The 24,065-nt window shown below is 46.8% G+C and carries 16 protein-coding genes; 12 read left to right on the top strand and 4 right to left on the bottom strand.

Annotated elements, in window-relative coordinates:
- The first annotated feature begins 173 nt into the window (after positions 1 to 173).
- The 5 genes from NOM90_RS00745 to treR all read left to right on the top strand — a co-directional run bounded on the left by NOM90_RS00745 (position 174) and on the right by treR (position 8,785).
- Positions 174 to 2,009 (top strand): assimilatory sulfite reductase (NADPH) flavoprotein subunit, encoded by a 1,836-nt coding sequence (locus NOM90_RS00745; RefSeq protein ID WP_255939261.1) that lies wholly within the window; start codon positions 174 to 176, stop codon positions 2,007 to 2,009.
- 78 nt (positions 2,010 to 2,087) lie between these two features.
- Entirely contained in the window at positions 2,088 to 3,815 is a 1,728-nt protein-coding gene (gene cysI / locus NOM90_RS00750) for an assimilatory sulfite reductase (NADPH) hemoprotein subunit (protein ID WP_255939263.1), read from the top strand.
- 359 nt (positions 3,816 to 4,174) lie between these two features.
- Positions 4,175 to 5,884 (top strand): alpha,alpha-phosphotrehalase, encoded by a 1,710-nt coding sequence (treC, locus tag NOM90_RS00755; protein WP_255939265.1) that lies wholly within the window; start codon positions 4,175 to 4,177, stop codon positions 5,882 to 5,884.
- Positions 5,885 to 5,925: 41 nt separating this feature from the next.
- Complete coding sequence (gene treP / locus NOM90_RS00760; RefSeq protein ID WP_255939266.1) at positions 5,926 to 7,980, top strand: PTS system trehalose-specific EIIBC component; 2,055 nt, start codon at positions 5,926 to 5,928, stop codon at positions 7,978 to 7,980.
- A gap of 79 nt (positions 7,981 to 8,059) precedes the next feature.
- Positions 8,060 to 8,785, top strand: coding sequence for a trehalose operon repressor (gene treR / locus NOM90_RS00765; RefSeq protein WP_255939267.1), 726 nt, complete (start codon positions 8,060 to 8,062; stop codon positions 8,783 to 8,785).
- 74 nt (positions 8,786 to 8,859) lie between these two features.
- Here the strand turns inward: treR and NOM90_RS00770 are convergent, their stop codons facing one another.
- The gene (locus NOM90_RS00770) at positions 8,860 to 9,747 is read right to left on the bottom strand and encodes an amidohydrolase family protein (RefSeq protein ID WP_255939268.1); all 888 of its coding nucleotides are present in this window, start codon (positions 9,745 to 9,747) and stop codon (positions 8,860 to 8,862) included.
- A gap of 27 nt (positions 9,748 to 9,774) precedes the next feature.
- Positions 9,775 to 12,906 carry a GNAT family N-acetyltransferase gene (locus NOM90_RS00775; protein WP_255939270.1) on the bottom strand — a complete coding sequence of 1,044 codons (3,132 nt, stop codon included), beginning with the start codon at positions 12,904 to 12,906 and terminating at the stop codon, positions 9,775 to 9,777.
- A gap of 179 nt (positions 12,907 to 13,085) precedes the next feature.
- Between NOM90_RS00775 and NOM90_RS00780 the strand changes: the two genes are divergently transcribed.
- The 3 genes from NOM90_RS00780 to NOM90_RS00790 all read left to right on the top strand — a co-directional run bounded on the left by NOM90_RS00780 (position 13,086) and on the right by NOM90_RS00790 (position 16,392).
- Complete coding sequence (locus tag NOM90_RS00780) at positions 13,086 to 14,282, top strand: S1C family serine protease (protein WP_255939271.1); 1,197 nt, start codon at positions 13,086 to 13,088, stop codon at positions 14,280 to 14,282.
- 172 nt (positions 14,283 to 14,454) lie between these two features.
- The gene (locus tag NOM90_RS00785) at positions 14,455 to 15,393 is read left to right on the top strand and encodes an EAL domain-containing protein (protein WP_255939272.1); all 939 of its coding nucleotides are present in this window, start codon (positions 14,455 to 14,457) and stop codon (positions 15,391 to 15,393) included.
- A gap of 24 nt (positions 15,394 to 15,417) precedes the next feature.
- Positions 15,418 to 16,392 (top strand): GGDEF domain-containing protein, encoded by a 975-nt coding sequence (locus NOM90_RS00790; RefSeq protein WP_255939273.1) that lies wholly within the window; start codon positions 15,418 to 15,420, stop codon positions 16,390 to 16,392.
- 287 nt (positions 16,393 to 16,679) lie between these two features.
- On the opposite strand, the gene NOM90_RS00795 is transcribed toward NOM90_RS00790, so the two are convergent.
- Positions 16,680 to 17,594 carry a LysR family transcriptional regulator gene (locus tag NOM90_RS00795; RefSeq protein ID WP_255939274.1) on the bottom strand — a complete coding sequence of 305 codons (915 nt, stop codon included), beginning with the start codon at positions 17,592 to 17,594 and terminating at the stop codon, positions 16,680 to 16,682.
- A 126-nt stretch (positions 17,595 to 17,720) separates the two neighbouring features.
- Between NOM90_RS00795 and dapA the strand changes: the two genes are divergently transcribed.
- A complete protein-coding gene (dapA, locus tag NOM90_RS00800) occupies positions 17,721 to 18,620 on the top strand; it encodes a 4-hydroxy-tetrahydrodipicolinate synthase (protein ID WP_255939275.1) in 900 nt (299 codons plus the stop codon).
- An 81-nt stretch (positions 18,621 to 18,701) separates the two neighbouring features.
- Here dapA and NOM90_RS00805 read toward each other — a convergent pair whose 3' ends face one another.
- Entirely contained in the window at positions 18,702 to 19,907 is a 1,206-nt protein-coding gene (locus NOM90_RS00805) for an acyltransferase (protein WP_255939276.1), read from the bottom strand.
- Between the two features lie 114 nt (positions 19,908 to 20,021).
- Here NOM90_RS00805 and NOM90_RS00810 point away from each other — a divergent pair, with 114 nt between their 5' ends.
- From NOM90_RS00810 to NOM90_RS00820, 3 genes are all read left to right on the top strand, one after another.
- The gene (locus NOM90_RS00810) at positions 20,022 to 20,621 is read left to right on the top strand and encodes a GNAT family N-acetyltransferase (protein ID WP_255939278.1); all 600 of its coding nucleotides are present in this window, start codon (positions 20,022 to 20,024) and stop codon (positions 20,619 to 20,621) included.
- A 68-nt stretch (positions 20,622 to 20,689) separates the two neighbouring features.
- On the top strand, positions 20,690 to 22,549 hold the full coding sequence (locus tag NOM90_RS00815) for a glycoside hydrolase family 35 protein (RefSeq protein WP_255939280.1): 1,860 nt from the start codon (positions 20,690 to 20,692) through the stop codon (positions 22,547 to 22,549).
- Positions 22,550 to 22,623: 74 nt separating this feature from the next.
- The gene (locus NOM90_RS00820; RefSeq protein ID WP_255939281.1) at positions 22,624 to 23,988 is read left to right on the top strand and encodes an AraC family transcriptional regulator; all 1,365 of its coding nucleotides are present in this window, start codon (positions 22,624 to 22,626) and stop codon (positions 23,986 to 23,988) included.
- Positions 23,989 to 24,065 lie beyond the last annotated feature (77 nt).

Genomic DNA, 24,065 nt, shown 5'->3' on the forward strand with positions numbered 1-24,065 from the left:
ATCAGAAAAACTGATAGATGGTATAACAGGAAACGAATTGACCCCTTTTTACCTGTATGGTACCGTCAAGGTAGTAAAAGAAATTCTGATGAAAATACTAGGAATTCAAATGAACGGCAATCCATCGAGAACTTTTGTCGATATGAAGAAAGCCGCGTGAGGTGGACCTAATCATGCAATTGAATGTAACCAACAGCCCTTTTAATGAAGAGCAAAGTCAACAACTCAATCAACTTCTTCCAACCTTAAACAGCCACCAACGTATTTGGTTAACCGGCTACTTATCCGCGCAAGGAAGTGTCGTAGCGGAAGGCGCAGCGCCAGCTTCTCCACAAGCAGTTAATGTGCAAGCCGGAACGGTTCCAAGCACGCCTGCCGCTCCGAAAGAAGTGACGATCTTGTTCGGTTCGCAGACAGGTAACGGCACTCATTTGGCTAAAAAGCTGTCGAAACGTCTTGAAGAACAGCAGGTTAAAACAGAAATGTTGTCGATGGCGGATTTTAAACCCGCTAATTTGAAAAAATTGAGCCATCTGCTTATTATCGTCAGTACGCATGGCGAAGGCGATCCGCCGGATAACGCGCTGGCTTTCCATGAATTTTTGTATAGCAAACGTGCGCCGAAGCTCGAAAACCTAAGTTTTTCGGTGTTGGCGTTGGGCGATACCTCTTACGAGTTCTTTTGCCAGACCGGCAAAGACTTCGATACCCGCCTTGCTGAATTAGGAGCTTCACGTCTTGCCGAGCGAGTCGATTGCGATGTGGATTTCGACGAATCGGCAGGGGAATGGATGCAATCGGTCACGCAAGCACTAAGCGCAGCTCCGGCGGCTGATAGCGCGACTACGAATGCAGCGTCTCCGGTAAGTACAGATAGCGAATCGGAATACTCGCGCAGTAATCCTTTTGCAGCAGAAGTGTTAGAGAACTTGAATCTGAATGGTCGAGGTTCTGTACGCGAGACGCGTCATTTGGAGTTATCGCTCGAAGGTTCAGGTTTGACGTATGAACCGGGCGACAGCTTGGGCGTCTATCCAGAAAATCATCCGCGCCTCGTCGACGAAATCATCGAAGCGATGGAATGGAATGCCGAAGAAGTCGTGAATACCGGCAAAAACGGTACAGCTTCTTTGCGCGAAGCACTGCATCGATATTATGAAATTACGATCTTGACGAAGCCTCTTGTCGAACAAATCGCGAAGCTTACGGGGAACGAAGCTTTGGCGACATTGACCGCACCAGAATCGGCAGATGCGCTAAGAGCTTATATCCATGAACACGATCTATTGGATCTTATTGTTGATTATCAATTAAAAGGAGTCTCGGCGGCTGAATTTACAAGTGTACTTCGTAAAATTCCTGCTCGCTTATACTCAATTGCAAGCAGTTCCAAAGCAACTCCGGACGAAGTGCATTTGACTGTACGTACCGTGCGTTACGCTTGTGGCGGTCGCGACCGTTACGGCGTATGCTCGGTGCAAATGGCAGAACGATTAGAGCCGGGCGATACGCTACCGGTATTTATCCAGCACAATCCGAATTTCAAATTGCCCGAAAATCCAGATACGCCAATCATTATGATTGGACCGGGTACAGGCGTTGCTCCTTTCCGTTCGTTCTTGGCAGAACGCGAAGAAAGCGGAGCTGAGGGCAAAACATGGATGTTCTACGGCGATCAACATTTTGCGACCGATTTCTTGTACCAAACAGAGTGGCAGCGTTGGATTAAAGACGGTGTATTAACGAAGATGGATGTGGCGTTCTCCCGTGATACGGAAGAAAAAGTATATGTCCAGCACCGGATGTTAGAAAAAAGCCAAGAGTTGTACGAATGGATCAACAATGGGGCAGCGATCTATGTTTGCGGAGACGAAAAACATATGGCGCATGACGTTCATACCACGCTTGAGACGATCATCGCGCAAGGCGGCGGCTTAAGCCCGGAGCAAGCTTCGGAGTATCTACTTCAATTGCAGCAAGAAAAACGTTATCAACGTGACGTATATTAAAAATGAAATGACGGATGATCAGCAACGGTCATAGTGGTCGTGGTCAAAACGCTGGGAAAGCGAAAGGGGAAGCTTGAGATGACGCAAGAAACCGAATGGAAAAAGTATCCGCCGCATGATCGTCCGCATAGTGACGTTGAAGATATTAAACGGAACAGCGATTATTTACGTGGAAGTCTGGTCGAGACGCTTAAAGATCCGCTAACGGGCTCGATTCCGGAAGACGACAATCGCTTAATGAAGCATCACGGCAGTTATATGCAAGACGACCGCGATTTGCGCAATGAGCGCAGCAAGTCGAAGCTTGAGCCTGCTTATCAATTTATGCTTCGTGTGCGCGCCGCTGGCGGTGTCGTAACGCCGGAGCAATGGCTGATGATGGATCGCATTTCACATAAATACGGCAACGAGACGATTCGTTTGACCACCCGTCAATCGTTCCAGCTTCACGGCGTACTCAAATGGAATTTGAAAAATACGATTCGCGAAGTTAACGATGCGTTGCTCAGCACGCTCGCTGCTTGCGGTGACGTAAACCGGAACGTAATGTGCAATCCGAATCCGTATCAGTCGGAAGTGCATACCGAAGTCTATGAGTGGGCAGATAAAATCAGTCGTCACCTTGATCCGCATACGCGTGCTTATCACGAAATTTGGTTGGATGAAGAAAAGGTTGTCGATAGCCGTGAGCAAGACCCGGAACCGATCTACGGCCCTGTCTACTTGCCGCGTAAATTCAAGATCGGAATCGCGGTTCCTCCTTCTAACGATGTAGACGTATACTCGCAAGACCTTGGATTTATCGCGATCGTGGAAAATAACAAACTGCTTGGGTTCAACGTTACCGTTGGCGGCGGGATGGGAATGTCGCATGGCGACAACAAAACGTATCCGCAATTGGGTAAGCTCATTGGATTTATTACGCCAGAGCAATCGATTGATCTCGCAGAAAAAGTCGTGACGATTCAACGTGATTACGGCGACCGGGCGGTGCGTAAGCACGCACGCTTCAAATATACGATCGATGATCGCGGGCTGGATTGGTTCGTGAATGAACTGCATACTCGTCTGGGATGGGAATTGCAAGAGGCACATGATTTCAGCTTCGATCATAACGGCGATCGTTACGGCTGGATCAAAGGCAGCAACGGCAAATGGCATCAGACATTGTTTATTCAAAACGGACGGATCGCAGATTTCGATGGTTATCCGCTGATGACGGGACTGCGTGAAATTGCCAAAATCCATGATGGCGATTTCCGCCTGACCGCAAATCAAAACTTGATTATCGGCAATGTAAGCAGTCAGAAAAAGCGCCGGATCGACAATCTGATGAAGCAATATCAGTTGACAGACGGCGCACAAAATTCTGCGCTTCGCCGTAGCTCGATGGCTTGCGTATCGCTGCCGACTTGCGGGCTTGCGATGGCAGAATCCGAACGCTATCTGCCGGGCCTGATCGACAAAATCGAACCGATGCTGGAAGAAGCCGGTCTGCGCGAAAAAGAAATCGTCATTCGCATGACCGGTTGCCCGAACGGCTGCGCGCGTCCGATGCTCGCCGAACTTGCGTTTATCGGCAAAGGGCCTGGTAAATACAATATGTACTTGGGCGGCGCTCACGACGGAGCGCGCTTGAATAAGCTCTACAAAGAAAATATCGGAGAAGAAGAGATTTTGTCTTCGCTTAAGCCGATGATCGGGCGTTATGCGAAAGAACGTTTGGAAGGCGAGCATTTTGGCGACTTTACAGTGCGTTCGGGATATGTGGAAGCCGTGCATGACGGACGACAGTTCCATGCTTGATTTTAAATAGTGAAATAGGAAAGACGGAAAGCCAGACCGAGAGGTTGAAGCTTTTCGTCTTTTTTATTTGTGCACGGGGCTTCGGGAATATTGATTGCGGTCGCTTGTTGAAATGGGGAAAAGATTAAAAGTAAAAGCGGAAAAGAGATCAGGCAAGAAATATAGTAAAAAATGTTTGCTTGCTTTTTGACATGGTTAAATAATAGTGAGGTTGACTTCCTGTATATACAAGCGTAAAATTTCTTTCGAGAGTAACTTGTATATACATGAAGGGTATAAGGCTATGGTACTTCGCGATCGGTAATCGGACGTCCGAGAAGTCTATGGTCTGTGGATATGCCCGAAGGAGGTACGAAGTAATGACAACCAAAAGTTTAGAAAACCAAGCACAATGGTGGCGCAAATCGACCGTTTATCAGGTCTATCCACGAAGCTTCAACGATACGACGGGAAGCGGAATCGGCGATATTCGCGGATTGACTGAAAAACTCGATTACCTGCAAGATCTCGGGATTGATATTGTATGGCTCCAACCTGTCTATAATTCACCGCAAAACGATAACGGATACGACGTATCGGATTATCGCTCCATTGATCCGATGTATGGAACGATGGACGATTTCGATGAATTGATGGACGAGTTGCGCAAGCGGGATATGCACCTGATGTTGGATATCGTGGTGAATCATTCGTCAACCGAACATGAATGGTTCCAGCAATCACGGTTATCCAAAGATAATCCGTACCGCGATTATTACATCTGGCGTGACCCGGCACCGGGCGGAGGCGTTCCAAACAATTGGCAATCCAAATTCGGCGGTTCGGCTTGGCAATATGACGAAGCGACAGGGCAATACTTTTTGGCGCTATTCGACAAAACGCAAGCCGATCTGAATTGGGAAAACAAGCAGGTGCGCAAAGAAGCTGCGGATTTAATGCGGTTTTGGGCAGACAAAGGTGTAGATGGTTTTCGGATGGATGTTATTAATTTGATTTCCAAAGATCAAAACTTCCCAGACGATGACGGTTCGATCATGACGGGAGACGGACGGCGTTACTATACGGATGGACCGAAGGTACACGAATACATCAAAGAGTTATATGAGCAAGTATACGGTCCATACGATCTGGTAACGGTCGGAGAAATGTCCTCGACTACGATGCAACATTGTATTCGATACTCGAATCCTGAAGAACGCGAATTTTCGATGACATTCAACTTCCACCATCTCAAAGTCGATTATCCGCAAGGGAAAAAGTGGGAACTGATGCCGTACGATTTTGAAGCGTTAAAAGGTCTACTGTCTTCTTGGCAAGTCGGGATGAACGAAGGCGGAGGTTGGAACGCGCTATTTTGGAACAACCACGACCAACCGCGCGCGCTTTCCCGCTTCGCCGACGACGGGCAGTGCCGAGTCGCGAGCGCCAAAATGCTCGCAACTACGTTACATGGCCTTCAAGGAACGCCGTATGTTTTTCAGGGAGAAGAGATCGGCATGCCGAACCCGAATTGGAACGACATCTCCGAATTCCGCGATATTGAATCCACCAATATGTACCGGATCATGATGGAGATGGGCAAAACAGAATCCGAAGCTTTCGATATTATCTCCAAGCGTTCCCGAGACAATGCGCGTACACCGATGCAATGGAATTATGGCGGGCAGGCAGGATTCACGGACGGAACGCCGTGGATCAAAGTCGACGAACGGTATCCGGAGATCAATGTAAAAATGCAGCGTGAAGATCCATCTTCTGTTTTTCATCATTACCGGAATCTGATTGCGCTACGCAAAACAGAACCTGTACTGATCGATGGACGTTACGTGCGACTGGACGAAGCTCATCCACAAGTGTTTGCTTATGCACGAATCAACGATACCGATACGTTGCTCGTCTTATCGAATTTCAGTTCGGAAAAAGCCGTATTTACGCTTCCAGAAGATTATCAGTCCGTGGATCAGGGTAAGCTGGAATTAGTATCCGGTAATTCGGATCAGCCGCCAGTATGGGGCAAGCAGATTACGCTGGATGCGTATGGCTCGTTTATGTGGATTATCCGGGGGTAAATCCCCCGGCATTTCATCTTTGAAGAATGGGGTTGAAACTATTGTCGGTAAAAAGAGAAGATGTTGAGAAAATTGTCCAAGCGATCGGCGGCAAAGACAATATCGAAGTCGCTACACATTGCGTAACACGGCTTCGTTTCTCGCTCGTAGATGAAAGTAAAGTCGATAAGCAAGCATTGGACGATAATGAGTTGGCAAAAGGCTATTTTTCGACGCAAGGTCAGTTCCAAGTCATTATCGGCCCGGGAATCGTAGACAAAGCCTATGATGAATTGATTTCGATTACCGGAGGTCAACGCGCTTCCAAAGACGATGTGAAATCGGCTGCGATCAAGCATAAAAGTCCAGTACAGCAGTTTATCAAAACGTTGTCGGACATCTTTATTCCTTTGCTACCGGCACTGGTTACGGCAGGTCTATTGCTTGGTATCAACAACCTGCTGACAGGTAGCGACATCTTCTTTGCAGGGCAATCCTTGGTTGAAGTATATCCGCAATGGGCAGACTTCGCCGCAATCGTGAATACGATTGCAAGCACCGCGTTTACATTCTTGCCAGCACTCGTAGGTTGGTCAGCAGCGACAAGGTTTGGCGGTAGCCCGCTACTTGGTGTCGTACTCGGTTTGATTCTCGTTAACCCGGGTCTACTCAGTGCTTACGATTATGCCGCAGCCCTAAATGAAGGTACGGTTCCAACGTGGAATCTATTCGGACTTCAAATCAATGAGGTAGGTTATCAAGGACAAGTGCTTCCGATGTTGGTTGCCGCTTATGTCTTGGTTGTCATCGAGAAGTGGCTGAATAAAAAAGTACCGGATTCATTTAAGCTTCTTGTCGTAGCGCCTGTAGCGCTGCTTGTAACCGGATTCTTGGCATTCGTTGTTATTGGTCCTGTTACATTTACACTCGGTAACTGGTTAACATCCGGCGTTGTTTGGTTGTTTGATACCGTTCCGTGGTTGGGTGGTCTGCTGTATGGCGGTCTGTATGCACCTCTTGTTATTACAGGGATGCACCATACTTTCCTTGCGGTCGATCTGCAACTCATTAACTCGACAGGCGGTACATTCTTGTGGCCGATGCTGGCATTGTCCAATATCGCACAAGGTGCAGCCGCACTTGCAATGATGTTCGTGATTCGTTCACAGAAAATGAAAAGTTTGTCGGCAACAACTTCGGTCACAGCGTTCTTGGGAGTAACTGAACCTGCCGTATTTGGTGTTAACGTACGTTTTAAATATCCGCTGTTCATGGGTATGATCGGTTCGGCGATTGGCGGCGTATTGCTGACGATGAACGATGTTCGTGCATTCGCGGTTGGCGTCGGCGGTCTGCCAGGTTTCTTGGCGATCAACGTAGGCGACTGGGGCATCTTCTTTATCGGTATGGCAATCTGTCTGGTGCTTCCGTTCGTCGGCACGATCATTTATGGTAAGATCGTAACTCGCAAACAAGCGGCTTCGGGTGAAGTGGTTGAAGAAGATTTGGCAGAACGCGATGTGAAAAAAGTAGAAAATTCGACTAGCCCGATTCCAAATAGCGGAAACGAAGTCGTTTCTCATGCTTCGACCTCGAATTCTGCAAACACTGGCGCTTCAGTAGGAAGTCCAGACGCTGTAAACGTATTGGAGCTTCTTGCTCCGATTCAAGGTAAAGCGGTTGATTTGGCACAAGTTCCCGATCCTGCGTTTGCCGAAAAGCAAATGGGTGAAGGGGTCGCGATCGAACCGTCTGAAGGCAGAGTCGTTGCTCCGTTCGACGCAACGGTGGCTCACGTGATTGATAAGAGCAAACACGCCGTGATTTTGGAACATGCCACAGGCGTTCAAGTATTGATCCATATCGGGATCGATACCGTAGGTCTGAAAGGTAACGGATTTACGGCGCATGTCGCGACAGGCGATGTCGTGAAAGCCGGACAATTGTTGCTTGAATTTGACCGCGATGTAATTACATCCGGCGGTTATGCAACGATTTCGCCTATTATTATTCCAGCCGGTCAAGATATCGTTGATCATATTGAAGAGTTGACCGGAGATACACAAGCCGGCAAAACACCGGTGATCCGTATTCATCTGACAGGTGACGAAGACTAATTAGTATGAAATAAGCTTTTAACGTAGTGGCTTTGCTTTTTTACAAAATCCCCCGTAAAATGGGTCACGGTGATGAACGATGAACAAAAATATTTTCTCGCAAATCTACAGTGATTACACGCAGCAAATCGAAAGCGGTGCACTTAAGCCGGGAACCAAATTGCCTTCGGAAAATGAAATTGCTGAAGCGCATGAGACATCAAGAGAAACGGTGCGCAAAGCACTCCATCTGCTGTCGCAAAACGGGTACATTCACAAAATTCGCGGAAAAGGTTCGTATGTATTGGATATGAACCGGATGGAATTTCCGATCTCCGGATTAGTGAGTTTCAAAGAATTATCCAAGCGGCTCCATCGCTCTGCGCGAACCATTGTGCATGAGACGGTCAAAATGCGTTGCCCACAAAATGTCGCACGTCAACTTCAAGTGACCGAACAAGAAGAAGTATGGAAAGTCGTTCGGGCAAGGGAGATCGAAGGCGAGAAAGTGATTTTGGATAAAGATTATTTTCTTGCTTCGATTGTACCTTCGCTAACGCCGGAGATTGCTGCCGATTCGATCTATGCGTATTTGGAAGGCGAATGTTCATTGAAGATCGCTTATGCCAAAAAAGAAATTTCGGTCGAACAAGTCTCGGCGGAAGATCGACGGTTGCTGGATTTAGGGAAAGATACGCATGTTGTGGTCGTGCGAAACTATGTCCATCTGGAAGACACGACGATGTTCGAGTATACGGAATCTCGACATCGGCTGGACAAATTTCAATTTGTTGATTTTGCAAGGCGTGTGGTTTCGGAAGAATAGAATTTTTAGAAAAAAGCCTTCGACATGATGTCGAAGGCTTTTTATTATTTAGCACATTGGAATTTTAAATTTAACTATTCCTGCTCAAGTTGCCCAATCATATCTTTCAATTTCGGGAAAACGTCAAGCGCATTCTGATAAAACACATGATGCCAGTATTTTTCAGGAATCAAATGTTTAACGAAGCGGATATATGAATCGATCGGAATCAAAGGCCAGTCGGTGCCGAATACGAGGCGATCATACCGTTCAGCGAATACAATCGCGCGTTTGAAATGATCGACATACGTCTGTTCGGTCAGCAGCCGCGTGATCTTGTTGTCGTCTCCGACGATCCATCCTGACAAATCCGCATATAAATTCGGGTTTTTTTCCAGCATGGCAGCCGTATCCATGACCCACGGATCGCCCAAATGACAGATCATAAAGGTAAGGTCGCGGTGCTCCAGTAGCGCTTCTTCCATCGATAGAGGATGCGAATATTTCAACAGCCCCCGATCCGAGTAAGTCAGACCGCCATGAATCACGATCGGCAATTTGTATTTAGACGCCAAAGCGTAGACCGGATCATAAATCGGATCGTTGACTGCAAAATGGTAATATCCTGCATATAGCTTGATTCCCACTGTTTTGGGATGTTGAAGCGACTTTTCCAAAGCTTCCAATTGTCCCGGTTCATGTAGAGTATGCGGATTGATGCCCGCGCACTCGAATACATTTTTCGGTAACGTATCCAGCGTGCCGTCGCCAAGATCCAGACCCATTGGGTTAGCAGCGGCATGATCTGGAAATCCGCCGGCTACCGTCTCCGTCACGCCCATACCCACAGCGGCAACAACGCCTGCGCGGCGGAATTCATCGGCGAGCCCTTCCGGGGTATAGCTGAGTAGAGCTACTTCGTTAGCGGTCTGATGAAAAGCCTCAATTTCGGAGTAGTGGATATGAGCGTCGATAATTTTCAAAATAGAAATCCTCCTTTGGGAAAAAGATTATAGAAATTCGATTCGGCGAAGATCGGTCAAATGTTGATCTTCCGGTTCCAAATCCGTAAAGACATAGAAATAAGGGCGAGTGAAGCTGGTTTTCCCGTCACGTCCATCAAACTGATCTTTGTAATTGACAAAAGAAACTTCATTAAGAACCATCAATTGTTGCTGCAAAGGCGTCTCGATCCCGGGAACGATAAGCAATTTTTCTGTCCGTTCGTTAGAAAAGGCACGCAGTACATGTTCAAAAGTCGTACTGTTCTCGTAACGTCCTGTTTTGTAAATCATTTTATCGCCTTGTGAATCGTGAACTTGCCATTTACCGTCGCGCGGATCTTCCGAACTGTAAATATGGGCTTGCGTGAGCATCGCTGCATGTGGAATCGGGTTGCCGGATTGTTGTTCAATCCGCGTGACAGATGCCATCACCGGTGTGCCTGGACGCAGCAAAAAGTATTGATGGTAAGTTAGACCTTTGAATTTTTTGTTTTGTTCAATCGTAATCGTAAGTCGGATTCCTGACCACTCATTACCTGCGGTATCAGAAAGACGATCAAACTCCGCAAAAATCTGTTCTTCCGTTAGCGCACGTAATGTTAATCCTTCCGGTACACTTCCAATCCCGCCTAACCACGGATTCCAGAACGATTTAGGCCCCGCTTGCGGGAACGAAGAATCTAGCCATTCCTTGCCTTGATATTGCATCGAGTACAACGCAGAGCCGAAAGAAGGTGCAACGCGCAACGTTAAGATCCCATTACTGACTTCAAACACATCCAGCTCTTTGTCGATTATTCGACGCGTAGAAACTTTTTCGCTATCAAGCGTGGAAGACGGAAATACCAGTTGTTTGCGTTCAAAGCTCAGCGCGTCCATATCAAAGTTCCAAGTCACCATATCGCTTTCGACGGGGTTGGTCACTTTCAGGGTATCCGTAATTTGATGGAACTCGGACGTTGATTCAGGCGCGAATTTTTTCGTTTGTATCGAACCGCGCTGAGCAGACAATGTGATCTCGCCGCTTAAATAAATATCTTTATGCTCGCGGATATGGAGATCAAAGGCTTCGGGTAAAAACGGATTTCCGTTATTCAACGAAGCAGACAAATGTTCCGTGATCTGCGAAGGTAATAACGCACTTTGCTCTAACGCGTGAGCTCGAAGCTGCTGCCAGTCGCGGAACGTATCGACAAATAATCGTAGAGGAGCCGTCGAATCAGATTCGCCGATTGCAAGCGGTCCGATTGATTGTTCAAAAGTATAACTACGGTGACTTCGAACAGGCTTCAAGCCCTTATGCCAGACCACTCCACAAGCCGAACTTAAACGACGGAAAAAGATCCAATTTTCGCTTAAGCGCTCGGGTTTCCAATAATCCAGTGGTATTGCACCTGCGCCGGTACTCAAATCCAAAAAGGTATCATCGTAAGGCAATACAGCTTGAGTCAAAGAAATCGGCAGATCCAATTTCAATTTCAAATCTGTGGCTGGAGCAGCTTCTTCGGTACGCAAAACACGGTGAGACAACTGCAAAGCTCCATTCGGAGACAATTCAGCTACAACGGTCAATAAGATTCCACTCAGTTCTTGCCACATATAATCGGCTTCCAGCGTAACTTTCTCTTCCTGCTGAACAAAACGGACATCCACAGGGCGACGTTCGACAAACTGATCGCTAAAAGGCGGCCCTAACTTCGGTAAATTAAATTCGAATGGCGTAGAAGGTTCAATTGCGCTTCGAAGCGATAGGCGGTTATCAAATTTGTTTAAGGAAAGAACCGTAGATCCGTTTGCCGCAAGCCATGCGCTAGACGTTTCCCCGTAAAAGATACCGGAAGGCGATACAAAATAAGCATCGAGTTCTCCATGTACGGTGAACGTTTCCGTCCCCGAAGTGACGCGGATCGGCAGACTCGAAGCGGCAATACCCGGTTTGGTCACATGCGTGTGGACGGTAGCTGAAGTTCGGCTTCCGGCAGGCAGATGAAGCGACAACGTATTCGGTTCAAAAGACACCGCTCCCGACGCAGGTAACGTCACTTGAATCTCGGTACCTTCCGCAAAACGGCTTTCAAAGCTCAATTGAACTTCATTAACTTGACCCGGATAAAAGACCGGATCAACAATCAGCGTATGAACGTCGATCGGGAACACGGGTGCAATCCCTGTTTTGAATACAGCGGATTTGCCATTGATCGACAGCTTGGCTTCTACGCCCGGATGCGTACGCCATACGCTCGGTTCTTCTGCTTGTTCAAGCAGCTCAAAACTTCCGGTGACGTCTTGCGAGCTGCCTGCTGTCGAAAGGGAAATTTGTTGGTTCAGATCGAACTGAATGCCTTTACCGGGTTGACCTTCAATCGTAACGTCTAGCGGCGCTCCGCTTTTATTCGTAATCCGATAAGTAACAGGGTAGCTGCGACCGAAAGGAAGGGTATGCCTTTCAATGATGGTTTCGATCCTATAATCATCGTTTTCGATTTTACGTAAGCCACGTCCAGTGCGTTCAAACTGCATCGTTAACGAGCGGCCTTCTTTTTCCCAGTCGTAAGTGAAAAAGTCGAACCCGTTTTCGCCGCCGCCATCCGGGTATACGGACAAGTCGCGTTTGCCGTCCGTATACCAATCCGCAACATCGAAAAAGTCGGATACCGCCTCAGTCGCGAGAACGCTCGGAATAAAGTTCATTAAATGCGTAGTATCTTCACGTTTTTCCCAGAAAAAGCCGCTTTTTTTGTAAGCAGGAACAGCCTTGATATTGCCCGGCCATGTATACAGGTCAAGCCTTGGATAACCAAGCTCGATCGTCCGGCGAACAGCGTTAAGAACAAGCATTTTGCCGACTTTTTGCCCGTGATAATCCGGTCTTACATTGAGCAGCGGAATATACATGGCGCCTTCGTCTTCTTTGTAATAAGAAAAGCTGCAAAATCCAACGACCAAGTCGCCATCGAGTGCCAAAAAAGTCTGTAGATCAGTGCTATGTTTACTTTTTTCCAAGATATCTTGTTCGGTATGTACGTAAGCGTCTCCGCCCCAGCTATCGCTGCTTACATTCCACATTTCGGCAAGCGAAGCCGCATAACGAGGTTCATATTCGACGATCGTGATCGGTGCTTTTGAAGAAGTGTTCATAACGTGCCTCCTTCGCCTGATAAACATCCGGCATAATTAATCAACCCACCTTATTATAAGCGGAAAATAAATTACATTCCATAAAGCCCGTTTGGTGACTGAGTATCAAGGGTATGTCAAAAGAAAGAGCCTCTATTCCACAAAATCTTCTGATTATTTAAATAGAAAGGATGGAGAAGATGGAAAAATCAAAAGGGAGTCGTTTGGGATATTTCTTATCCAGTCTAGTCGGTTTGATCCTTGGAGCTTTATTGGTCTTATTCTTTTTGCCGACTGCATCCGAGCAAACTGTTACAGAATCTGCTGTTAGGGAGACTCCGGCTGTTCAAGAAACGGCAAGCCAGCCTGCTCAAACCGCGGCTTTGCCTCAATCTGAAGTCATGGATGTATCCTCTGTGGTCGAACAAGTCGGAGGGTCTGTAGTCGGAATTACGAATATTCAAATGCAGCGGGAAAATGGCGTGTTCGGTATTCCGCAAAGCACGCAAGAAGTTCCGGCAGGAACGGGTTCAGGTGTCATTTACAAAAAAGAAGGCGATCTTGCATACATTGTCACAAATAATCATGTAGTCGCCGGTGCCAATCAATTGGAAATCACATTAGATGACGGAACCAACGTAGAAGGCAAAATGGTCGGTACCGACGTCTGGACAGATCTCGCCGTGATTACCATGGATGCTTCAGCAGCAGAGACGGTAGTCGATTTCGGTGATTCTTCCGCGTTAAAAGCCGGTCAACCCGTGATCGCAATCGGAAATCCGTTAGGGCTAGAATTTGCAGGTTCTGTAACGACTGGAGTCGTGTCAGGAGTGGAACGAATAGTACCTGTCGATGTGGATGGAGATGGCAGACCGGATTTTCAATCGGAAGCGATTCAGACAGACGCTGCTATTAATCCGGGAAATAGCGGGGGAGCACTGCTGGACACGTCGGGTAAGTTAATTGGAATCAATTCGATGAAAATCAGCACGGAGACCGTAGAAGGAATTGGGCTCGCTATCCCGATTAGTTACGCAATGCCAATCATTGAGCAATTGGAGCAAAATGGAGAAGTCCATCGAGCGACGATCGGAGCAACTCTTATCGATCTCAGTGCGATTCGTTCTGTTTATCGTGCTGATCTAGGTTTGCCAGAAAGCGTAGAATCGGGCGTGATCGTGCAGCGCGTACTTCGAGATTCAGCAGCTTCGCGCGCGGGTCTTCAAGCGGTGGATGTGATTACATCTGCTGACGGTCAGACCATCGAAAGTACGCAGCAGCTCAGACAATATTTATTTACAGAAAAGAAAGTCGGCGATGAACTGCAATTACAGATTTACCGCAACGGAAATCCGATGCAAATGACATTGTCGTTGACAGATAATCTGCAAATTTAATTTCTTCTTCGATTGCGGCACTTGGAATCTTAAAGTGCCGCAATCGTTTTTTCGTTTACATGGATTTTACATAGTCTTGACGCTTGCTGAGACTTGAAATGGTACGATAGTCGCATAGAGATGCTCCAATCCAATGACAGTCTCGATTCTTAATCGATCAGGTGAATCTATTATGAAATTTCCGCCCACAACGACGGGGCTTAGTACCGCTTGGAAAGACCTTGTAGAAAGTATTCAATCTTCGACGCGAACGTATCGCAAGTCCAGAGAACTACATCGAATTATTCAAGAACGCAAGCTCTCGACCTTTTTCCAGCCTATTTTAAATTTACAAAGCGGTAGTTGTCTCGGTTATGAAGTGCTCAATCGTCCTCCGAGTTCAATCAGTTTTCCGAATACCGAAATGTTTTATGATTATCTGGGGCAGACCAATCGGGTATTTGCTTTTGAACAATATTGCCGGGAGACTTCGTTTGAACGTTTTGAAGCAGCGCGTAGTCAAAAGCAGTCGCAACCTACGAACGAGACTTCAAGCGATATTGTATTTATCAACGTTCATCCTTTGATCATGACGGATTCGGCATATCGCAGCGGAGAAACGGTTCGGATGTTGGCTAAATACGGGCTTTTACCGGAGCAGGTTGTTTTTGAATTGACGGAAAAACAAGCAGTGACCGATTATGCTGAATTTTCGCGCGTACTTTCGCATTATCGCGATCAAGGGTTCCGAATTGCGGTAGATGATGCGGGGTCGGGATATAGCAGCCTCAAAACGATTGTGAATTTGAAGCCGGAATTTATCAAGCTCGATAAATCTTTGATTCGTGATCTACATCAACATGAAGATCGGCGTCGTATGGTCAAATTGTTGCAAGAGTTTGCGCAAGGTTCCGGTACATCGATTATTGCCGAAGGAATTGAAAACCGATTCGAAGCGGAATTTTTACGGGCTGAAGGGATTCAGTATGGGCAAGGATATGCACTGGGTTATCCCGATCCTCAATTGAAGCCGGCACAGTTCCCTATTGAAGACTATCCGGTTGCTCAGAGTGAATCGATCATTCCATCACATAAAGTACCTGAGATCAAGCCTCATGGACGTTTGGCTTAAACATGCGGAAAGGGGAAACAGCGATTGCTTACAAAAATCGGAGAGATAGCAGAATCGATTCCGGTCGTCGATGCACGTACCAAATGTGAAGCGGTGGACGATCTGTTCAAACGAAATCCTAAGCTCGAAGGCTTAGCAATCGCTTGTGAAGACGGAACGAATGCGTTGATGATGCGGGTTCACTTTTACCAACAGATCGGGACGAGATATGGCTATACGCTGTTTATGAATCGTCCAGTCGGGATGATGTCTAATGCTCGACCGCTGCTTGTCGATGAATTCGAATTGATTACGGATGTCAGTATTCAAGCGATGAATCGACCCGCAGAAGAACTGTACGACCTGGTTCTGGTGAGCGGTGGAGGCGAGCTGCGCGGAGCGGTAAGTGTGCGACATTTGTTGCTTAGCGTTGCGGATGTTCGCACGCAGATTGCGACTTTCATGAATCCGTTAACGGGGCTTCCCGGCAATCGGATTATCGAAGATCGTTTGAATCAGATTTTGGGCTTGGAAAAGTTCAGCGTGCTCTACATCGATCTGGATCAATTCAAATCATTCAATGATGGTTACGGCTTCAAACAAGGTGATCTTCTGCTACAAGCGACAGCGAATTTATTGAGCGAGATCTTCAATCAATCGGATAGCTTTTTCGGGCATATCGGCGGAGATGATTATGTCGCGATCTTGCACCATCATCATTATGAAGAAGCTTGCGGAGTCGCGATCGAGAAATTCGAACAGTTAAAACGCGACTTTTATCGTCATGAAGATTTGATGCGCGGAGCGGTAACCGGCGAAAATCGATATGGCAGTCGCGGGCTGATTCCTCTGGTTTCTTTGTCGATTGCGGTCGTTACCAATCGCAGTCGCCATTACGAAAATATTGATGAAATCGTCGAAGAATCGGCACGGATCAAAAAGCGTTGCAAAGCGGTGCAAGGGAGTATTGTTTTTGCGGATGGGCAGACGTTGAATAAAGAATCGTGTTGCGTCGAATAAAAGCTAGATGAATAGAAAACGAAACGGTTCTCATCGTAAAGTCGTCCTTTTCATCAGGGCGGCTTTTTTATTGTTTTTTTCGTTTTTTATAAAGTAGACATTTAGAAGCAAAACGTAAACTACATACATAGATAAGCACAATACCTCTATGGAAGCAGTCATTGTCATGTATCGAATATCTGCCGACGAACTAACTTTTAAGCCTAATGAGATTACCGAACGATTTGTACGCGGGGATATGATTTGGCGACGTATAGAGTCGGTCTAGCAGCTTGAAAAAAATTTACTTATTGGACGCTTTCGCTCAATCGCTGATTCACTTGTTCGCTGTCTTCGCCGGTCATAAGGCCGATCAACGTCAGCAGCACTTGAGACATCCATTTTTTCGGGTGCAGCAGTAATTGTAGATGGAATTTCAAGTCGGGATGGACGAAAGGAATACTTGCGAGCGTACCGCGTTCCAATTCTTCTTCGACCGCAATTTGTGGCAATAGCGCAATACCCAGACCGTTCATTACACAGTGCTTGATCGCTTCCAGACTGCCGAGTTCAAACCCGATTTTATAACTGACCTGATGCTCACGCAGCACTTTCTCGAACGTACTTCGATACAAGCAGCTGCCTTCGGATACAATCAATTCGCATCCGTTCAGATCACCCAGTTGAATCTGTTCTTCCAATGTTAAAGTATGTCCCGGAGGCGCAACAAGGACAAGCGGTTCTTCGCGAATGATAATGCTGCGTAGCGAAAGATCGGCAGGTTTGCGGTCAAGAAGTAGAGCCAGATCGTATTCGCCTTCTTTAAGCTTGTTGACGAGATTGCTTTCGCTATCCGGTAACATCTGAATTCCGATTCCCGGATGCTTTAGGCGAAGCTGTTGCAGATAAGGTGGAAGATAATAAGCGGCAAGAGAGTCAATGGTGCCGATCGTGACGGCTCCGTCAAGTTGCTTGCCTATTGCTTCTTTGGATTCGTCATAGAGCTCGAGCATCTGCACCGCAAGTTTGAGCAGTGCTTCTCCGGGCGGGGTCAGTCGAAGTTGCCGACCGTAACGTTCGAATAAAGCGACGCCGTATTCGCGTTCTAACTTCTGCATTTGCATCGTGACACTGGACTGCGCATAGCCTAATTCTTCCGCAGCTTTTGTAAAACTTTGTCGCCGAGCGACTTCCCGAAACGTTCGGAGATAGGTCAATTCCACGGTATAGCTCCTTCATAAATGAATTCATCAATAATTTTGATACGATGTATCATTTATTATAGCTAACGCCGATGCAATTTTCCATGATAAAGTAAACCTAACAAAAGTCTGCTGGGAGGAAACCCAATGTTAACCGAACAACAGCTGCATGGCATTTATTTGCCAGTCGTTACCCCGTTTCTGCCGGGAGGAGAGCTGGATCTGGAGTCATTCCATAAGCTTTCTTCATCACTCATTTCTCAAGGAATCGACGGTCTGGTCGTTAATGGCACGACTGGCGAATCGCCAACTGTAAGTTGCGAGGAATTAAGTCTATTGTCCGCTGCCGCTAAATCTGCAATCGGAGCGTCGAAAGTTCCGCTTGTGCTTGGAACAGGAACGAACGATACTCGCGCTTCTGTCAAAAAAACCGAACTTGCGGGTCAACTCGGCGCAGATGCTGTGCTGGCTGTTGTTCCGTATTACAATAAACCTTCGCAACAAGGGCTGATTGCCCATTTTCGTAAAATCGCTGAAGTCGGTATTCCCGTTGTCGTCTATGAGATTCCAACGCGAACAGGAGTTTCTTTAGAACTTGATACGATGCGCACGATCTTGGAAATCGATGGAATCGTCGGCGTCAAAGACTGCTCAGGCAGTACAGAATTGCTCAAAGGTCTGCAAGCTTCAGGTCATCATAAGCCATTTCTAAGTGGAGACGATACAAAATTGCTTGAATTTTTGGAAGCCGGTGCAGCGGGCGGTATGCTCGTATCCGCACATGTGCATACCCAAAAGTTTGTACAAATTTATCGTCACTTCCGTATGGGGCATATGGAGCAAGCTCAAGTGATGTTTGACGAACTGATGCCCCTGATGAAACTGATGTTCGAAGAACCGAACCCAGCGCCCGTTAAATGGCTACTCGCGGAACTCGGTGCGATTTCACACGGGACGCTGAGGTTGCCGATGGTCGAGATCGGAGAAGAGTTGCGCCGGAAGTTGCGTGAGACAAGAGTATTGCCGGGCGATGCGTTGGCTCTATAAGATTTAAATAAAAGAAATGAGCATATGAAAAAACCTTTCTAAAAACCGCTAGCTTGCGGGTTTCGGAAAGGTTTTTCTTTTTTAGATCGAAGATTTATTTTTGCTCAATCGCCAGTTTCGTCCAGCTCCGCCGGTTAACCAATGCCCACCGGGTAAGCGAGATAACGTGACGCATAATAATATCGCTACCGGAGCGACGATAAGTGCCGTCAAGACGGACACCAGTAGATGCCAACCCGGGAAAATCAAACCTTTGGTGTAGAATGCGATCAAGCTAATAAACATGGCATGACTGAGATAAGCTCCGAACGAGTATTTTGCACATACCGCCAGCACTTTCTTGAATCTGCTATTTTGTTTTTGCAACAGAAGTGCCCATCCGTATAACATCAAGATCTGAGCAGTCACCGCGATAAAGCTACTCGGTTTCAAATACGTCGAGTAATTCAGATTGATTTGCTCACCTGAACTGCGAATCATATCGAGGTTCATCCAGATATACATCGCGACAAATAACAGCGTACTGTAGGGAAGAACTTTTAACACGAAGATTCGCCATTGTTCCAAATAAGTGCCGCAGATCCCGCCGAGTATAAAATAAAACGCATAATAAGGAAATTCGTACGTTCGATAATCCAGCAGCGTTTTCCAAAGCCCGGATGTTTGCCATTGCGGCATTTCATAGTAAGAAGCAAACATCAACAAGCCGTAAGCTAATGTGAGTAAAGTCAGCAGCAGTGCTATCCGTCCCTGTTTGCCTTGATCGGAACGGGCTGCTTTTTTCCACCGACCGATCGCTGAGGCAGCAGATCGAAATAGCGGGAAACATACATAAAACTGAAAAATCATAACGACAAACCATAGATGGTACCCGTAAGTCGGAGCGATAAATTGTTGAAGAAACACAGGCAGGTCACCTTGTACGAATAACGGCTGATAAGATGATTTTTTCGTAAAAATCCAATAAATGATCGTCCATAGTGCAAACGGAACATAAATGTCACCGATTCGCTTCACCAGTACCGGCGCATAACGCCGATCGCTTTTGCCATATTGATAAAACAAAATCGCACCAGCGAGAAACACGAAAGTCAGCGTGCCGTAGCGGATAAAATGATAAAGCATGGCAATCGCGACCGCGTCGGGATACAAAATATCACTACGATAAATAAATTCTCCGAGACTATGCTGCATTACAATTGCAAAAAAAGATAAGCCGCGCAGCAATCCCCATTCGTCTACACGGGTAAGAGAAGAGCGCTTGGTCGTTGAAATTGCTTCAGACATGACAAAAATAACTCCTTCCACAACCATTCTTCCTGTATTCTATACTAAGCAAGTCAAGTAGCAATAGAATTAAACCGGTTATCATTATAAATCGAAAAGGAGTATAAATTCAAAATGCCAACTGCAAATTTTAAAGAAAAGCCAATATTAGCTGGGGAAAAAGTTCAACTGCGTCCTTTTGAAGAGAGCGACGGAAACCGGATGCTTAAAATCTTGGCAGAGGTCGATGTTCAACGTCTAACAGGTTCTGTACATAACGATCAAGAAGCACTTAAAGTTCGTACCGACGAAGAAAAGCAAAAAGTGTTGGCATGGTATTCCAGTCGCAACGCCCAAGAAGATCGATTGGATCTCGCGATTGTCGATATGGCAAGCGGGCAGATAGTTGGAGAAGCGGTTTTCAATGAATACGAAGAATATGCCAATAACGCCAGTTTTCGAATTTTGATCGGTTCGGACGGACAAGGCAAAGGGCTGGGGACAGAAGCGATTGCTTTATTTTTGAAATACGGATTTGAGAAGTTGGGGTTGAACCGGATCTGGCTGGAAGTGTATAGCTTTAATCCTAGAGCCGAGCGGGTCTATATCAAAAGCGGTTTCGTTTTAGAAGGGGTAAGGCGCGAAGATTTTAAATATGACGGTCAATATATCGACACCAAAATATACGGGATGCTGCGTTCCGATTATGAATTCACCAAAAAAGCAGGAATATGAAGTCAAAATCTCGAAATCTATATTGAAAGCGTTCTATAGTTATTATTTTTGGATTGGGAGGCTGTTTGATGTCGACTTTTGGAACACATGGGAATCAATTTATTTACAATGACGAACCGATCACTTTATTATCCGGTGCGATTCACTATTTCCGGGTGGTTCCGGAATATTGGGAAGATCGACTCCGTAAACTGATGGCGGTTGGTTTTAATACGGTAGAAACGTATGTGGCTTGGAACGTGCATGAACCGAAAGAAGGAACTTTCGTGTTCGATGATATCGCCGACTTGGAAGCTTTCGTTCGGCTTGCAGGTAAACTCGGCTTGCATGTGATCGTTCGACCTAGCCCTTATATTTGCGCGGAATGGGAATTCGGCGGATTACCGGCATGGCTGCTCGAAAACGGAGATATTCGTTTACGCTGCGCCGATCCTGCTTTTTTGGAAAAAGTAGATGCTTATTTCGACGAGTTGTTGCCTAGATTGGTTCCTCTTCTTTGCACGAACGGCGGTCCAATCATCGCCATGCAGATCGAAAATGAATACGGCAGTTACGGAGCCGACGCGACATACCTCAACTATCTGAAAGACGGTATGATCCGTAGAGGGATCGACGTCTTGTTGTTCACTTCCGACGGTCCGGAAGTTGCGATGCTGCGTGGGGGTTCGGTTGAAGGCATCCTGGCGACAGTGAACTTCGGTTCCAGAACGCGCGAAGCTTTCGAGATTTTGCGCAATCATCAACCGGAAGGTCCTCTGATGGTTATGGAATTTTGGGACGGTTGGTTCGATCGATGGTTAGGGCCTCACCATACGCGCCCAACCGCAGAGATCGTGACCGAACTCGAACAGATGTTGGAGCTTCAAGCATCGTTCAACTTCTACATGTTCCACGGCGGCACGAACTTTGGTTTTATGAACGGAGCCAATCACGTCAACCATTATGAGCCGACCGTGAACAGTTATGATTACGATGCCATTTTGAGCGAAGACGGGCAACCGACTCAGACATTTTTCGCTGTTCGTCAATTGTTAACCGAACGTCTGGGCCTGACGCCGCCGGAACTTCCGGCTCCTTTGCCGCAAAAAGCATACGGACGCGTCGAATTGACGCAATATGCGGGATTGTTTGAGCAAGCGGAGCAGTTATCCGGTAAGCCGATTGCCAGCATCTATCCGGAGCCTATGGAAAAAGTCGGCCAAGCTTACGGATTTATTTTGTATACGACAACGATCGGCGATGAGCATAACGGAGGCAAGCTGATCTTGCAAGAAGTTCGCGACCGCGCGCTTATCTTTGCGGACGGCAAGCAGATCGGGCTTGTAAACCGTTGGGAAGACCACCCGGAACTGATCTTGAACGTACCGACGGGAAGCAAGGTACGCCTTGATATTCTGGTCGAAAACATGGGACGGATCAATTACGGGCCACTGATGCGCGATCGCAAAGGCATTACGGAAGGTATCCGAGTCGGCAATCAATTTTTGCATGGCTGGGAAATTACGCCGCTTCCTTTAGAAAGTCTGGAAGGATTGAACTTTGCTTCGCTTAAAGGCCATTCAGACCAAAGCAAAACTTCGAAGTTGCACAGTAAACCTCGAACTGGAGAAAGTTATTCGCAAGAAGCTTGGGGCGAGAGTGAAGAGTCACAGCCTGGTTTTTATCGCGGCGTGTTCGATGTTCAAGACGCTGCCGATACTTTTATTCGGACAGAGGGTTGGGGCAAAGGCGTGATTTGGATCAACGGATTTTTGCTTAGCCGTTATTGGCAAGCGGGACCGACCAAAACAGCGTATATTCCTGCACCGCTATTGCGTCAAGGAGAAAATGAAATTGTTGTGTTCGAATTGCATCGCTTTGGCAGCGTAGACGGGGATTTGAACGTATTGCCATTCGTTGAACTGACGGATAAGCCTGATTTGGGCTAATCTCAATCCAAGATCATAACAGCCCGTCTTTTATACAAAAGGCGGGTTTTGTTGATCGGAAAAGAGGCGGGAATATGTCGTGGATCTCGGAAGCGGCTGGCGGCAGAGAATTTAATATCGATCAATATGCGATGCCGGATGTACGTGTTTCGATGCAAATTTGCGGTACGCATTGGCGTGAAGTATCGACCGGTTGGTCGTATCCGGCTCACAACCATGCCTTGTTCGAACTGAATTACGTATTGGAAGGTCAACAATTGATGACCATCGACAATCGGCGGTATGTCCAGCAGTCTGGCGAATTGCTGATGCTGGCACCGGATTGTTTACACGAAAGCCGGATAGGACGCTGCCCTTCGATGTCGTATTTTTGCTTGCATTTCGATATCGAAGACGAAGTGATGTACAGACGAATTGCGGCTTTAGGAAGTCAGTTATTCGACGCATCAGCGGAACTTACGATAAAGCTCAAGCCAGAACTTGAGCGATTGGCTGCATTGTGCAGAGAGCAGACCGAAGACGCCGTAGAAGGGATCGAAATTCGGATTTCTATTCTGCGTTTGATCTTGGAGTTGAGCGAATATTGCGTGTCGCTTGCCACGCAAGAACAGCAGATCACCGCAACAAAGCGACAACAAACCGAGTCTGCACAAGGGCTAAGAGAACGATACGCATTGGAAAAAAAGATTCAAGATTTTTTGGGGCATGCAGAATCTATGGGCGCTTGGAATGAACGAACATTGCTACCTCCTTTTCATTGGGTAGGGTTATTTACGATTGGTGTGCCGGATCGAAGTTTCTGGACAAAGCCGGATCGTTTTTTAGCGAAAACGTTGTTGGAAGATGCTTTGTCGGAATGGGCAACGCCTGCGGTGGTAGTCGGTAAGCAGCGGTTGACTGCCGTACTGTTTATCGAAGGCTATAGCGTGCCGCCCCTAGAAGAATACGCTTCGGATTGTCGGAGCCGGCTCAAACGCAAGCTGAATCAAAATATAACGCTTGGTATTGGCGGAGTAGCGGTGTCGCCTAATGAATTACAAGGATTATATCGTCAAAGTCTTCGCGGACTCGGACTCAATGAAGAACTCGGCTCTATGCCTGACTTTGAATTTACGAATCGAACGATTCGCTTGGCATTGCTTGCGATTGAATCGGAATATGCCGATTCTTTAACGTTGAGCCAACTCGCTAGCCGCTTACAGCTAACGCCTAATTACTTGAGCGGTTTGTTTACAAGCGAGACCGGGCATTCGTTCACATGGCATTTGACTCGGATTCGAATGGATCGAGCCTGTGAACTTCTTGCCAATACGCAGATCAAAATTCATGAAGTCGCGCGGCAAGTCGGGTATTCGGATCAAGCGTATTTTAGTCGTTGCTTCAAATCTATGATCGGGATGAGCCCGAACTCTTACCGAACCAAAAGACTTGAGTATTAAAGAATACGCTTACAATTGACTGTAGAATTGTCCAAAAAAGCGTAGATCATTACATTGTCGGCTTTATGAGGTAATGA

Source organism: Saccharibacillus sp. JS10 (genome assembly GCF_024436065.1).
Lineage (GTDB): Bacteria > Bacillota > Bacilli > Paenibacillales > Paenibacillaceae > Saccharibacillus.